This window comes from Streptomyces viridifaciens (assembly GCF_001888885.2).
Taxonomy (GTDB): Bacteria; Actinomycetota; Actinomycetes; order Streptomycetales; family Streptomycetaceae; genus Kitasatospora; species Kitasatospora aureofaciens.
The window spans coordinates 380,377-393,953 of sequence record NZ_CP090840.1 but is presented as its reverse complement, the minus strand read 5'-3'; the positions used below and the strand labels follow the sequence as shown (position 1 = coordinate 393,953).

At 70.6% G+C, this 13,577-nt stretch carries 16 protein-coding genes; 7 read left to right on the top strand and 9 right to left on the bottom strand.

Going from position 1 to position 13,577, the window contains the following annotated elements; all coding sequences use genetic code 11:
- The first annotated feature begins 335 nt into the window (after positions 1-335).
- The 3 genes from BOQ63_RS01640 to BOQ63_RS01630 all read left to right on the top strand — a co-directional run bounded on the left by BOQ63_RS01640 (position 336) and on the right by BOQ63_RS01630 (position 2,158).
- Positions 336-1,220: a hypothetical protein gene (locus BOQ63_RS01640; RefSeq protein WP_072653174.1), complete on the top strand. Its 885-nt coding sequence runs from the start codon at positions 336-338 to the stop codon at positions 1,218-1,220.
- 417 nt (positions 1,221-1,637) lie between these two features.
- A complete protein-coding gene (locus BOQ63_RS01635) occupies positions 1,638-1,790 on the top strand; it encodes a hypothetical protein (RefSeq protein WP_167395627.1) in 153 nt (50 codons plus the stop codon).
- Between the two features lie 212 nt (positions 1,791-2,002).
- Positions 2,003-2,158, top strand: a complete 156-nt coding sequence (locus tag BOQ63_RS01630) for a hypothetical protein (protein ID WP_167395626.1) — start codon at positions 2,003-2,005, stop codon at positions 2,156-2,158.
- A gap of 105 nt (positions 2,159-2,263) precedes the next feature.
- On the opposite strand, the gene BOQ63_RS01625 is transcribed toward BOQ63_RS01630, so the two are convergent.
- The 3 genes from BOQ63_RS01625 to ku form a co-directional block, all read right to left on the bottom strand.
- Positions 2,264-3,088 carry a helix-turn-helix domain-containing protein gene (locus BOQ63_RS01625; RefSeq protein ID WP_072653173.1) on the bottom strand — a complete coding sequence of 275 codons (825 nt, stop codon included), beginning with the start codon at positions 3,086-3,088 and terminating at the stop codon, positions 2,264-2,266.
- Positions 3,089-3,097: 9 nt separating this feature from the next.
- A complete protein-coding gene (locus BOQ63_RS01620; protein ID WP_072653172.1) occupies positions 3,098-3,346 on the bottom strand; it encodes a hypothetical protein in 249 nt (82 codons plus the stop codon).
- 1,194 nt (positions 3,347-4,540) lie between these two features.
- On the bottom strand, positions 4,541-5,476 hold the full coding sequence (gene ku, locus BOQ63_RS01615) for a non-homologous end joining protein Ku (protein ID WP_465398237.1): 936 nt from the start codon (positions 5,474-5,476) through the stop codon (positions 4,541-4,543).
- Positions 5,477-5,680: 204 nt separating this feature from the next.
- Here ku and BOQ63_RS01610 point away from each other — a divergent pair, with 204 nt between their 5' ends.
- The 3 genes from BOQ63_RS01610 to BOQ63_RS01600 all read left to right on the top strand — a co-directional run bounded on the left by BOQ63_RS01610 (position 5,681) and on the right by BOQ63_RS01600 (position 7,375).
- Positions 5,681-5,998, top strand: coding sequence for a hypothetical protein (locus BOQ63_RS01610; RefSeq protein WP_143174589.1), 318 nt, complete (start codon positions 5,681-5,683; stop codon positions 5,996-5,998).
- A complete protein-coding gene (gene imuA' / locus BOQ63_RS01605) occupies positions 5,995-6,717 on the top strand; it encodes a DnaE2-dependent mutagenesis accessory factor ImuA' (protein WP_072653170.1) in 723 nt (240 codons plus the stop codon). Before BOQ63_RS01610 ends, imuA' begins: the two co-directional genes overlap by 4 nt.
- 457 nt (positions 6,718-7,174) lie before the next feature.
- The gene (locus BOQ63_RS01600; RefSeq protein ID WP_072653169.1) at positions 7,175-7,375 is read left to right on the top strand and encodes a hypothetical protein; all 201 of its coding nucleotides are present in this window, start codon (positions 7,175-7,177) and stop codon (positions 7,373-7,375) included.
- A 61-nt stretch (positions 7,376-7,436) separates the two neighbouring features.
- Here BOQ63_RS01600 and BOQ63_RS01595 read toward each other — a convergent pair whose 3' ends face one another.
- From BOQ63_RS01595 to BOQ63_RS01570, 6 genes are all read right to left on the bottom strand, one after another.
- Positions 7,437-8,591, bottom strand: coding sequence for a site-specific integrase (locus BOQ63_RS01595; protein ID WP_072653168.1), 1,155 nt, complete (start codon positions 8,589-8,591; stop codon positions 7,437-7,439).
- 9 nt (positions 8,592-8,600) lie between these two features.
- Positions 8,601-8,954, bottom strand: a complete 354-nt coding sequence (locus BOQ63_RS01590; RefSeq protein ID WP_143174588.1) for a hypothetical protein — start codon at positions 8,952-8,954, stop codon at positions 8,601-8,603.
- Between the two features lie 103 nt (positions 8,955-9,057).
- The gene (locus BOQ63_RS01585; RefSeq protein ID WP_072653166.1) at positions 9,058-10,263 is read right to left on the bottom strand and encodes an IS110 family RNA-guided transposase; all 1,206 of its coding nucleotides are present in this window, start codon (positions 10,261-10,263) and stop codon (positions 9,058-9,060) included.
- 183 nt (positions 10,264-10,446) lie between these two features.
- Entirely contained in the window at positions 10,447-11,688 is a 1,242-nt protein-coding gene (locus BOQ63_RS01580) for an IS110 family RNA-guided transposase (RefSeq protein WP_072653165.1), read from the bottom strand.
- A gap of 669 nt (positions 11,689-12,357) precedes the next feature.
- Entirely contained in the window at positions 12,358-12,675 is a 318-nt protein-coding gene (locus BOQ63_RS01575) for a hypothetical protein (RefSeq protein ID WP_072653164.1), read from the bottom strand.
- A gap of 52 nt (positions 12,676-12,727) precedes the next feature.
- Positions 12,728-12,991: a hypothetical protein gene (locus tag BOQ63_RS01570; RefSeq protein WP_143174587.1), complete on the bottom strand. Its 264-nt coding sequence runs from the start codon at positions 12,989-12,991 to the stop codon at positions 12,728-12,730.
- 119 nt (positions 12,992-13,110) lie between these two features.
- Here BOQ63_RS01570 and BOQ63_RS01565 point away from each other — a divergent pair, with 119 nt between their 5' ends.
- Positions 13,111-13,554 (top strand): hypothetical protein, encoded by a 444-nt coding sequence (locus BOQ63_RS01565; RefSeq protein ID WP_143174586.1) that lies wholly within the window; start codon positions 13,111-13,113, stop codon positions 13,552-13,554.
- Positions 13,555-13,577 lie beyond the last annotated feature (23 nt).

Sequence of the window (13,577 nt, the reverse complement as noted above, 5' to 3'; positions counted from 1 at the left end):
CCCGCGGCTTCGGACAGGCCAGCCTCTCCACCGCCCGCGGCCCGATCTGGCGCATCACCCTGATGCCCTTCCTCCGAACTCGCAGGATCATCCGGAATTGAAGCGTCCCCTAAAGTCTGGCGATCCGGAAATATCCCGTCCGGGATATTCTCTGTATTCGTATCCGAAAATTCGTGCCAATCTCTCGATAGGCGTGTACGTTCGAATCACATCAGCCGCACTTGAGGCAGGGGGCCTCAGATCTTTCGCGGCCAAGAGGGGGTTACATCTCAATGCGTACACGCCGTTCCGTGGCTGTTATCAGCGCCACGGCATTCGCACTCGCGCTCGCAGGCATGGTGGGTGCCACAGGCGCCCAGGCGGCGCCGCAGGCCGGGGTAACCGGCCAGGCGTCCCGCGCGGCCGACGTCGTCCAGCGAGCCACCGGAACCGCAGACATCGCCCGCAGCACCACCGGCGCGGGGGGCGCCACGGCCCAGGTCTCCAAGCCCGGCGGCAACGTTGTCGTGACGGCGCCGACCACGGCCACGGGGAACGTCGCGGTCACCGCCGCGAACGGCAGCACCGTGACGCTGGCGCTGCCGGCCACGAACGGCGCTGCTGGCGTCACCACGGCCGAGGGCACCACCGTCTACCCGGGCGCGGCTCGGGGTACCGACCTGGCGGTCCAGGCCACCACCGACGGCGGCGCTCGCGCCCTCGTCACGCTGAAGGACTCCAGCGCCTCCACCGAGCAGCGCTTCGACCTCGGGCTGCCCATCAACACCCGTCTTGTTCCGGCCGACGGCGGCTACGACATCGTGCAGAAGGGCGAAGCCGGCGCCGCCTTCTCGATGGGCCACATCGACGCTCCCTGGGCCAAGGACGCCACCGGCAAGTCCTTGCACACCAGCTACCGTCTGGAAGGCAACACCCTGGTCCAGTCCATCGAGACCGACAAGAACACGGCCTTCCCCGTCGTCGCGGACCCGAAGTGGACCTGGGGCTGGGTCACCGGGACCGTGTACTTCGACAAGAACGGGACCGGCCACGTGGCGGCGGACTCCGGATTCCTGGTAGCCGTCTTCGCGGCGGCCCCGCCGCCGTTCGACGTGTACGGGATTCTGAACTCCGCGAACATTTCGCGTGTTGCCTGGAACGCCGTGACTGACGGCCAGTGCGTGGAAATCAAGATACCGACATTCCTGCCGTACGAGTACAGTGGCGGGTACTGCAACTAGCAGTCCAGAAGGGCGAACGCTATGGGGACATCCGCGCATGTGCTGGTACCACCTCTTGCGGTGGCGGGGATTCTGCTCGCTGTGAAGTGGGCCCGCCGGAGAAGGGCCGGAAAGCCCGTCCCGCTGCTGCCGCGATCGCCGCAGGCCTGGGTGGTCGCGTCGGTCGTGATCGTCCTGGTGGCGGTCTCAGGCGCGATGGACGGCCAGCTTTGGGCGGCGGTCATACCCGCTGTCGCGCTCGGTGGACTGGCGGGTGCTTTCGTGGATCTCCGCTACGGTCCCCCTCGCTGACGCTCATCCAAGGGTGCGGCCCAGACGGTTCGACCGTCCGGGCCGCACCTTCGGTTTGTGGCCTGTGCTGGCGGCCGCCCCTTGGCGCGGACACCAAGACAGACACCCAGAGGAGAAACCGCGGTGTTGACCGATGCTTCGACCGGTGCGGGCAGGGCGGTGCTGCTCCCCGACGGCTATCCCACACTGGAGGAGCTCTCCGACAGGGTGCACCAGCTTGCCGCCCGGCATCCGGACCTCTGCCGAGTGCGAACCCTCGGCGCCTCCCGCGCCGGCTAGCCGCTGCTACTCCTGTCGATCGGCCACAGCGCGGACAACGTCCTGGTCGTCTCGGGCGCGCACGCCCACGAGTTCTCGCCGTCGTGAGGTGGATCGGCGCTTCCTGCACCTGCGGGACGTCACCTATCGCGCCGGACGCGCCGTCCACGCGTTGCCACTGTTGGCGCGGTCCGATCACTGCTGTCAGCGGCTGGACCCTCGGGTCGTCCACGGTGCTCCAGCACGCCGCCCTCATCACCTCGGCGAGCGCCAGCTGGTACGCCCTCGCCGTTTCCGCCGCCGCCATCACCGCGGTCGTGGCCCGCAGCGACACCCGCCGTCGCGACGCCCGGGAGGTGCTCAAGGTCCTCGTTCGCCGCGGCCGATGAGGGAGCGGGAGAGCCGACGGAGCCCCCGGGCGAGACCCGGATCTCATGCCCGCGTCGGCGTGTGGTGCGGCCGACGGCGGCCGCACCACACCCGTCAACCTCCTTCTACGGGGTCCGTTCGACCGGCCGCTGCGGGGGCCGGGCTTGCTGGGGCACGGCTGGCGGGCGCGAGCGCCAGCGCCGGACCGGGACCGGGGTGTCCACGGCCGTGACCGGCTCCCGGACCAGGGGCTCGCCCAGGCCGCGGCCGATCGACTCTTTCAGCCGCAGGATCTCCGCCTCGGCTTCGGCGAGCCGCCGCTCGACGGACAGTGGCGTACCGCCGTTGCGCTCGTAGTCGTTGACGCGCCGCAGCGCCTCAACCCACTCGGCCTCCTCCTCTGGTGCGACCCCGCAGGCCCGCACGAACTCGACGAGAATCCTCTCCGTGCAGTCCCGCTCGCCCGCGAGCACCCCGTGCACGGTGCTCTTCGGCAACCGGCTGACCCCGTCGCGCACGGCCCGGGCCTCCAGCTCCCGTAGGGACGGGCTCCCGGCGTGCAGCCGCAGCCGCTTCATCGCGAAGTGCAGCTCGCAGCGCTGCGTGATGTACCGCAGGGCCTGGCCCGAGGTGGGCACGGTCACCGCGCCCGTCCTCCGCTTCCTGCGGCCGGGCCGGTTGGCGTCGGCACGCAGCCACAGCCGCTCCGCAGTGCGTACCGACCCGCCGCATGCTCGGGTGTAGGCCTCGGTGACCGGCCAGGTGGGGACCGTGCGGCCCTCGTCGGCTCGGGAGAGGGTGGCGATGGAGACGGGCAGCGCGAGTTCGGTGGTCTTCTGCGCCATCTGGCTGTAGGTGAGGCCGGAGCGCTCGCGCAGCTTGCGAAGCCACTGCGCGAGCGCCACGGTCTCCTTGTTCTGCTCAGCCAGGGCGCTGTTCAGGCGCCCCACCGCGCTCTCCTAGCGGGTCCGGCGGGTGGTGAGCGCCTCGACCAGGCGGCGGACGAGCTCGATGCCGAGCAGGCCGGCCGTGGCCAGGGTGGTGACGACGGTCTGCACCGCCATGCCCCGCGCGGTGAGTGCGGTGGTGAGGAGGAGGACGACGACCACGACGATCGCGGCCGAGACCGGCACCTGGGTGCCGGCCGTCGTTTGGACCTCCACGCACGCCGCGGACGCGACGGCCTGGTTGGTGTGCTTCTTGCGCAAGCGATCTCCCCTTATCTGGTGCCACTCGACAGGGGGCCCACATGACGCCCGCCCGGCCTTCCAGAGCCGAGCGGGATGGACTCCCATGGCACAGCGTGCTGTGTCCCGTAGGGACAGTCCAGCCGCTCCAAGTTCGGTTTCTCGCTTTGTCCCACTGCAAGTTGACATGACGTCAGTGAGAAGCAGCAGCTCACAGCACTCAGTCCTCGGGCCACATGAGTGTCCGCAATGGCAACTTCGTCCGACCTTGCTGGGACGGCGGCGCTTGCTTCAGCGCCTCCGAGACGCAATCCTCGGGATAACCAAGCGGGGTCGAAGCAGAAGGGCCCCGCGCGACCGCGGGCGCCCTCCAGGGCGGGCGCGCAAGGACAACGGGATTGGAGGACGGAATGAACGTCAAAATGTGCTTCACACGGCCGGAGTTCCGCCAGCAGTCTCCGCCGTTCCGCCCGCGCGGCCGTCCCCGAGCCGCCCGCACGACGCGCGCATGCCCTGGGAGGCCCCGGCATGCCCAAACGCCGCAGCACGCGATAGTGCTCGCACCGCCATGCCAGCTCCGCCGGCATAGGCCTCTCCTGCGCCATGTCCGAATGCCCTCAGGGCACCCGTCCCGGACATAGAGCGCCCTCTCCTGCCCCCCTTCAGGGCCCCCTGTACGCGGTCTCCCCGGCCGTTGCCACTCGACACAAATAGGGGACCGGCTTGCCTTGTTCCAGCAGGGCCGGCCAGGTGCGGCACCGCCGCACCGAAGCTTTACAACGCCAGGACGTCCGGCCGACCGCCACGGCCTCACCCGCCCACGCGGCCGGCCGGACATCCCAGCACCAGATCATCAACACTCCCGCTGCTCCCGCCGCTGTCGGCGTGGGGCGACTGGCTGCCTCGCCGCTCTGGCGTAGCAACGGATGCGCGGCGGTCCGCGTCCCCGCACGCTGAAGACGGTCCGGCCCGCTGCCCGAACCCCCGAGCGGGCACAGGCCGGCCTCGGCTCGTCCCGCGGTGCCGGTGCTGGCAGGGATAGGACACCGAAGAACCCGGACATCGCCGACTGCCGAACAACGACGACGACGTCGTGGCCGCCGCGGCGCACCTGCTCCAGAACGTCTCACCAACACGACGCCGTCCTCATCAGCCAGGCCGAGAGCTGCCCCCCCGCAGCCCCACCCCGATCCGCCAGCACAGGGGGCCCCAGCCTTACCCGGGGCGTCGGCGCGAGGCCGGCTTCTTCGCCTCCTCAGCCGCCGGGGAAAGCTTTCCGGCCGCGGGCAGAGCCTTGCTGGTCGCGCTGCGCCTGGTCGTGGTCTTCTTCGCCGCAGTGTTCTTGACGGCGCGGGCGGCCGTTTTGGGGTGGCGTTGCTCGGCGTCGGCGAGGGCGCGTTCGAGCGCGGCCATGAAATCGACGGCGGTGCCGGGGGCAGGCGGCAGGGCGCCGACGGCGCGTGGGGGCTCGGCACCGCGCAGCTTGGCGGCGACGACGTCCTCCAGGGCCTGGGCGTAGTCGTCGTGCTCGCTCTCCAGGTGCAGGTACTCGGAGATCGTGTCCATGAGGGTGCGGGCCAGCGACAGCTCCTTTTCCTGTAGTTCGATGTCGGCTGGGGCGATGCCCTCGGGGGAGCGGAGTTCGTCGGGCCACAGCAAGGTGTGCAGGACCAAGGCGTTCTCGCGTACCCGCAGTACCGCGAGGGCTTCGCGGGTGTGCAGGGCGGTGCGTACGACGGCGACCTGGCCGGTGTCGAGCAGTGCCTGGCGCAGCAGGGCGTACGGGCGGGCGGCGGCCGCGGTGGTGGGGCCGAGGTAGTACGGCTTGTCGCAGGCGGTGGGGTCGAGGCTCTCGGCCGGCATGAACCCGAGGACGTGGATCTCCCGGGTGGTGGGCAGGGGCAGCTGGTCGAGCTCGTCGGGGGTCAGGACGACGGTTCGGCCGTCGGGGGCCTGGTAGCCGCGGGCTATCTGGTCGGGCGGGACTTCTTGGCCGTCGTATTCGCAGACGCGGCGCTGGCGGATGCGGCCGCCGTCCGTGGCGTGGACCTTGTGTAGCGGCACCCGGTGCTCGCCCGTCGCGGAGACAATTCCGACGTTGATGCTGACCAGCGAGAACGTCAGTGCCTTCTTCGCGATCACCGTGGGCACCGCAACTCCAACCGCTCGGCCCCCTTGGGCCCCCTCACCACTCAACTCGCCGGTTCCCGTGATCGCACCCGGGCGCCCGGTCCACCCGACGTCCTTCGGCTGCGGCGGGTCGCGGCCGACCGCCTCGACCGCCCCTCGGCGCCCAGTAGAGCCATGATCATCTGACGTTTGGTCGCCACCGAACATCTGTTCGATCCTATGTGCGTGCCCACCTATCCATCACGCCGACCAACCCCACCCGGCGCCGTCGAGTCTTGGCGTGATGCCCGCCGGGCACCCCAGGAGGAAGTCGAGCAGGCCGCGGTTCGGGAACGGGCGGTCTGGAGCCCGGCCGCCATCCGGGTCGGCGGTACCTGGCTGACCGGCATCGTCACGGCCTGGCGGCCGCTGGCCCACGGCCGGTGGGCCGCCCACGTCCTCTGGGGCCCACCGCTGACCCACGAGTGGGTGATCTACTCCCCGGGCACCCTGCGCGAGGCTGAGCTGCGCGTCGCGCTGCCCGACAGCGAGGTGGCCCGGTGAACGCCGCCCCGCTCACGATCGTCCCCAGCGGCGGGCGAAGCGACCGTAGCGACCGATTCACGGCACTTCTCAACGAGACCTCGCCCGAGGCGCGGCTCGCCCGGGTGGAGGCCGCCACCCGGCCAGCGCACCCCGCGCTCGCCCCGGTCCTGCCGGACGGCCGGCTCCCACGCGGCGCGGTCGTCACCGTCCAGCGCGACATGTCCCTGCTCCTGGCCCTCGCGGGCGGAGCGGTGACCAGGCACGACTGGGTCAGCATCATCGGAATGCCGACCGTAGGCCTCAGCGCGGCCGAGGCCTACGGCATCCCCTTGGACCGCACCGTGTTGGTTGAGGACCCTGCCCAGCACTGGGCCCTCGCCGCGGCCGAGCTTGCCCCCGCCACGCCCCTGATGCTGCTCCAGCGCACCAGCCCGGCCCCGCCCCGTCAGCTTCGCCGCCTGGAGGCGATCCTGCGTGAGACCGGGACCACCCTCCTCACGCCGGACCCCTGGGAGGGTGCCGTCCTGACCCTGTCCGTCGCCGACATCCGGACCCACGGTGTCGGCGACGGGTGGGGGATGGTCAGCCACAGGGAGGTGACCGTTCACTGCTCGGGCCGCGGCCGCGTCCGCCCGCGCTCTCTGCGCCTGCTGCTGCCCGGCCCCGATGGCACCGCCCAGCCGCTTGCGCCGGCCGTCGAGCAGACCACCGACGCCGTGGATGCCGCCACGGCGTAGCACCGCGCGCCGCCGCGAGGAACTCGCGGCACCGTGGACAGCGGCGGCGCCCTGGTCCTGAACCCCCGAGCAGGCCGGGGCACCGCACCAACGACGACGGCCCCCGACGAGCAGATGCTCACCGGGGGCCAACGACAGTCTTCTCGGGACCGATGCGAGCTTACCGAAATGCCACGACGGATGTCTAAGAACGAATCTGCATGACCGATGGTGGACATCCAGCAAAAATCCAACATTGCACCGGTGTCAGTTATTCGATGACCTAAATCTACTGGCCCTGAACTGCGGCGATTCGAGTGCCAACGAGCTGCCGCCAAGCCGATTTGACGGAACGTCCGGAACAGCAGGAGACTCCCTTTCCAGGGCGCCGAAGAAGGGCGGGCCACCTGGGAAGAGGTGGCCCGCCGGTGGTGCCTTGTCCAGCCCATCTCTTGGCAAGAAAGGACACCTGTCCATCATGGCACAGCTCTCCCCGCCCTCCGGCCTGCCCTCCTTCGGCGACCGGCCCATCACCGTGCGGGACGTCGTCGTCGTCCTCCACGGTGGCCTGGTGGTGCTGACGGGCGCCGTCCTGGAGCCGCGGTACCCGGGCGCCAGCGCGGTTGCCACGGGAACCACCGGCCCGGTGCTGTTCTGGGCGGTGCGCCGCAAGCGGTAGCCGCGACCGCGTCCCGGCCGGGCAACCCTGCCTGGCCGGGCACGACGAAGGCGTCGTACGGCTACCGGCCGTCGGCAGCGTCGAGCGGCGGGACGACCAAGGCGTCCAGCGCGGCCTGGGTCCGGCCCCGGTCGTCCTTGCCCGCCCGGCGCAGCCCCGCCTTGGCGTACTTCTCCACCATGCTGGTCGACTTCCAGTCCTCGGTGATGACCAGAATCTCCGCAGGACTGTAGCCCTGGGCGGCGAGGTCGGCCGGCACCCCGGCCCGCAGGCCGTGGCTGGTCGCGTGCGGCGCATCGAAGCCCGGAGTGCGCGCGACGATCCGCCGGAACGCCCGGTTCACGGACGCGCCGGTCATCCCGAGCCCGGAGGCGGAGATGGGCATCAGCTCGCCCCACTGCGTGACGCCGCGCAGCAGCGGCATCTCCGGCTCGGCTTGGTCGAGTTCGGCCAGCATCGCGATGTAGGTCCGCACCACGGAGATCGCCAGCGGGTCCCGGACGGTGTACTCCTTGCCCGTGGACCAGTGGTCGTTCTTCGACGTGCGCTTGCCGACGACCATCTGCTCGGTGCCGTCCTCAAGGCGCTCGAAGGCGATCGAGTCGATCCGGTAGGCGGATTGCTCGCTGCGCCGGGCCCGGGTGCGGTAGCCAAGGTGCAGGATCGTCAGGTCCCGCCACTGGGCGAGCGGAACCCCGGCGGTCGCGCCCTGCTGCAGCTGCCCAACCCGGGCCGCGTCGACCGGCGGGCTCGACCTCGGCGTGCGCCGGGCCCGGGCGTGCTCGGCGGCCTGCTTGCGGATCAGCTCGGAGGCCGCCTTCTTCAGCGGCCAGTTCTCGTACCCCGCCCGGGCGTTGCGGTCCCGGATCGCGGCCATCGCCAAGCGCAGCGAGCTGACCGGCGCCCCCGTCTTGTCCCGGCCGCCGTGGCGGCGCAGATGCGAGAGGTAGGACACCATGGTCGCCTCGCTGGTGCGCGGGCCCGGGCGCCGCCCGTTGGCCGCGCACCAGCGGGCGAAGTACAGCCACTGCTCGGCGTAGGTCTGGGATGTGCGTGCCGGCCGGGCGTCCGCGAGGTCGTCGGCCGCTTCCTCCGTGAGCACGTTGTCCGGATCGTCCGGGCCGCCGTCGGGCAGCGCGAACTGCACGAGCACCTGGCCGTCGTCCTCGACGAGCTCGGCGTCCACCACCTCCTCGACCAGCACCGGCAGATTCACGGGTACTCCTCAGTGGGCGGCCGCGCGGACGGCGCCGTTCACGAAGTCGGTGAAGTCCCGGTCGGCGACCTCCGGGTAGTCGGGGTGCTCGCGCCACTGTCGGGCCGCGGCCACCAGGGTGCTCCAGCCGGTGCTGGCCAGGCCGACGCTGATGGTCTCGCGGGTGTCCGTGGCGCCCTGCTGCAGGTGGACCAGGTCGGTGACGCCGCCGGCGGCGGCGCGGAGGGCGGCATCGAGCGCGCGGGCGAGGTCGAGCGAGGGGTAGTCCTCACCCAGGGCGCTGGCCAGGGCCCTGGACTGCTCCACCAAGCGGGCGGTGACGAAGTCGCGCACGGCGTCGAGCTCGGCGAGCGTGATGTACACGGGCATCCCTTCGGTGCGGGCCGCCGGCCCGGGTCGGGTGCGGCGGACGGGACCAGCGTAGGCGGGGGGGGTGCCTCTATGTCTTTCGTCAAGGCTGTGCGGGTCATGCTGGCGCGGTTTCGGGGGTGCGGGTTTCGTAGAGGGTGTCTCGGAGCATGGCGAACAGGACGCTGATGCGTTGGCGGGCGAGGCGGAGGAGGGCCTGGGTGTGGGTCTTGCCGCGGTCTCGCTGTCGGTCGTAGTAGGCGCGGGAGTCGGGGTCGTGGAGGGCGGCGAACGCGGAGAGGAACATGGCCCGTTTCAGGAGCCGGTTGCCGGTTCTGGGGGCGTGTTCGCTGTGGATGGAGGATCCGGAGGACTTCGTCGCCGGCGCCAGGCCGGCGTAGGAGGCCAGGTGAGCGGCTGTGGGGAAGCTGGTGCCGTCGCCGACGGTGACCAGAAGGGTGGCGGCGGTCCTGACTCCGACTCCGGGCATCGAGGTCAGGACCTTGGAAAGAGGGTGGGCCTCCAGCAGTTCGCCGATCTGGGCTTCGACGGTGCGTCGTTGTTCGTGGACGGCGGCGAGCGAGCGGGCCAGGGAGGGCACCACCGTGTCGAGCGTGGTGGTGCCGGGGACGACGACGGTCTGCTCGTCGAGCGCGTTGAAGATCTCGTCGACCAGGCGTTCGGCCATGCGCGGGGCTTTGGGCCGTATCAGGGTCACGAGTCTTCGTCGGCCGGCTTTGCGCAGGGCGGCCGGTGAGCCGTGCTGTTCGAGCAGGTGGGTGACGGCGGGGTGGTCCAGGCGGGGGCCGAGGACGCGTTCGAGGGAGGGGTGTAACTGGGTGAGCAGGCCGCGCAGGCGGTTGCTGGTGCGGGTGGCCTCGGCGGCGAGGTCCTGGTCGAAGCCGGTCAGGACGGTGAGCTGGGCTGCGGTCGCGTCGGCGAGTTCGAGGGCGCGCAGGGTGTGGGGCATGGTGCGGGCGGCGTCCGCGATCACGTGGGCGTCGCGGGCGTCGGTCTTGGCTTCGCCGGGGTAGAGGTCGGCGATGCGGCGCATCGCCAGGCCGGGCAGGTAGGCGACCTCGCAGCCGGCGTCACGGGCCACTGCGAGCGGCAGGGCGCCGATCGAGGCGGGCTGGTCGACGATGACCAGGACGCGGCCGAATTTGGCGGTGAGCTTGTCGAAGACGGCCCGCAGTTTCGGTTCGCTGTTGGGCAGTCGCTTGTCGAAGACGGTCTTGCCGGCGGTGGTCAGGCCGTGGCCGTGGTGGTCGCCCTTGCCGACGTCCAGGCCGAGGAAGACCGCGATGTCACTCGTGTCGAACACTGAACCCCCGAAGGTCGCTCGTTCGTCCTGGCCTCGCCCTTCGGCACCGTTCGCGCGCATCCACGTTACGCAGACCCGGCACCCGTCAGCGGCCGGGCGTTGCGCTCGGCCGGGCATGCCGGACCCGGAGGCCAGGAGCCCCGTTTCAGGGCCACGAAAAAGACATCCGATGGGGTTAGTGGGTCAAGCTGCGATGGCCAGTTCGAGCTTGGGCGGCGCCGGGAAGGCTGTGAGCTCGTTGTAGGGAGTGCCGGTGGCCAGGCAGTGGTGGAGGCAGCCGAGTAGCCGGTTGTAGAGGTTGCGCTGGGCGGAGCTGTGGCGATCGCCGGCCTTGCGTCGACGGTCGTAGTGGGCCCTGGCGCCGGGCGAGGCGGTGAGCGAGGCGAAGGCCCAGACGTAGCCGACGGCGGCAAGCCGCTGGTTTTTGACCCGGCGGACCATGACGGCGTGGCTCTTGCCGGAGGCACGGGTGACCGGTGCTGATCCGGCATAGGCCTTGAGCGCCTTGGCGTCCGCGAAGCGGGTGCGGTCGTCGCCGATCTCGGCGAGGATGCGGGCGCCGCTGAGTGCGCCGAGGCCGGGGAAGCTGGTGATGATCGCGGCGTCGGGGTGCTGTTCGAACAGCTCGACCGAGGCTTCGGCGAGATCGTCCGCAGCGGTGCAGGCGGCCTCGAACTTGCCCAGCAGGGCGATGGCCTGGCGACCCATCGCGGTCTCGACCTGCGGGAGCTGGCGCATCTGCGGAACGCGCAGGGCGGCGTGCAGACGTTCGACCTCGGCGTCGATGCCGCGCTGGCGGCAGGCGCGCTTGAGCACGGCCTTGAGCTGGGTGCGGGTGAGGCGGGCGGCCTGGCCGGGGGTGGGTGCGGCGGCCAGCAGGGTGCGGGCCAGTGGCGCTTTGAAGCCGCCGGTGATCGGCTGGACGGCGGCGAGGTAGCCGGGGAAGTACTCGCGCAGGTGGGAGCGGAGCTTGTTGCCGGCCTGGGTGCGATCCCAGACAGCGTCCTGCTGGGCGCGTGCCAGGACGGCGACGGCCTGGGCGAGTTCGCTGTCGGCCGGCAGCGGGCGGTGGGCGTCGGCGTCGGTGCGCAGGATGTTGGCCAGCACCATCGCGTCGAGGTGGTCGGACTTCTTGCGCGAGACGCTGTGCCGCTCGCGGTAGCGGGCGGCGGCCATCGGGTTGACGGCGTAAACCGGTCGGCCGGTCGCCCGGAGGCAAGCCACGAGCAGGCCGCGGGAGGTCTCGATCGCCACCGGTATCCGCTCGCCGGGGCCATCGCCGTGCTCGGCCAGGAGGTCGAGCAACTGCTGCAGGCCCGCCGCATCGTCGCCGATCCGGGCCCGGCCGAGGAGCTTGCCTTCGCCGTCGACCACGGCGACGTCGTGGTGGTCGCTGGCCCAGTCGATCCCGCAGAACACCTTCACGGGCGTCCTCCTTGTCCTTCCACCCGATGTATATATCCGCTGGTCAAAGACCTGCGTGGAGGCACGCGACTCCCTAATGGAAGGGCTCCGGGCCCGTCATCCGATTAGTCGTTCGTGACCCCAGCTGACCGCAGGGGCCTCGGTCTGTGCAGGAGCTCGGAGGCGTCCCGGAGAAGTGAGAGGTGTACCCTGCGGCGGGCTCGGACCACGGACATTCGATCATCCGCTCGATGGCGGCCGTGAGGGGGCCGGACGCCGGGGCCCGCTGATCTCTTGATGAAGATCAGGGCCTCGTATGTCTGGCAGGAGTGGCCCCGACGCCGGGCACCCTCACGATCTCGTTCCTTCCTCGGCGGCGGTCGGCCGACACCCGGGGCCAACTCTTTCTGGAGGGCTCAAGACCCGGATAAGTCGTATGACTCACCGGACGTCAGCTGATCACCGCCGAGATGAAGCCAGCGGCCGCGCTCTTTTTCGAGGTCTCGCGGGACCGAGTAACGGGTAGCGATCCGCCGGCTTCGGTCCCCATTAGGTAACGGGGGCTGACGACCCGTGCGGACAGCCTATCTGTACCAGGGTCTGTGTTGCGTCCTCTAAGGCAAGGCAAATTAGAGGACGCAACACAGAGGTCGGTACAACAACCCTCGCGCCGTACTCGGGATCCGCCGCCTACAGGAGGCTGCAGCCGGCGGAGTTCACCGACCACCGCGGGTCGTAGTCCCGGTGATCGGCCCAGGGCGCCGCCATCTCCAGCAGCACATCCCACTGCAGCCGGGCACGGTCCTTCGAGACCTCACCCACCGGGGGGCTCAGCATGCTCCCGGCGAAGTTGGAGGCGTTGCGCAGCGCCTCGGCGACCCGCTCGGAGCTCTCGTCACCGAACCGGGCCTCGTGCTCCGCGGCACGAGCGCGGATGAAGGCGCCCAGCGCGCCGACCTCCGAGGGACACAGGTAGGCGGTGCCCTGGCGGGCGTTCACGGCGGTCATGCCGGGAGCGTACGGGGACGCTCCCAACTCGGTCCCGCCACCGCGCCGTTGCTCACCCGATCGAGCGCCAGGCCGTTGCGTCCTGCTGCGAATCACGGTCGACGGCCGGCCACGCGGCGCGCCGTTCCATGGCCTCGGCCCGGCGGCTGGCGTCCTCGCACAGCTGCCGGATCGGGCTCACTGCCCCGCCGTGTCCGTACCGGCAGTCGACGTCTCGGCAGGCATGGTCGGCGGTGTAGCGCGAGTAGATGAGCGGGGTGCCATGGTCCGGACACACGCAGCTCTCGTCGCAGCGATGCGGCTTGTTGGTCGTCATGGGGGCAGCGTAGCCAGGCCCAGCCCCGGCAGGAGGCTGGACGCGGAACCTCACCCGGTTTAGTGACGTCTAATGCCGTTCTTTGTCTTCACAACACTCAGCGTGAGATGGTCGCCGCCATGAGGATCACGATCACGATCGAAGACCCGACCCCCGAGGCGCTGGAACAGCTGCTTGCGCTGGCCGCACTCCCGGAGACCACCATCTCCGCGGTGCCAGCCGACAGGTGGACACCTGAGCGGGCGTTCGATTACTACGAACATCTCCCTCCGAGGGCGAAGCAGATCCTGCGAGCCGTCGTGGACGGCGACGGCCGCTGCGACGCCGACGTGGTGAAGGAGGATGGGAAGAATCTGCGGGGTACGACCGGCGCGTTCCGCCGGGTACTCAACGATGGTGCGCGCGCGGGACGATGGCCGGCCGAACTGCCCGTCCCGGTGGAGTCGGTCATCATCGGGGGCCAACTCCAGTTTTTCGACTTGATCAGGCAGGAGCCGGATCCGCTGCTCGCCTTCCGGGAGGCGTTGAAGAGCGACGGCAGGCCCCGGTCGACCTCCTCATGACGTACGCGATGGGGTAGCTGTAG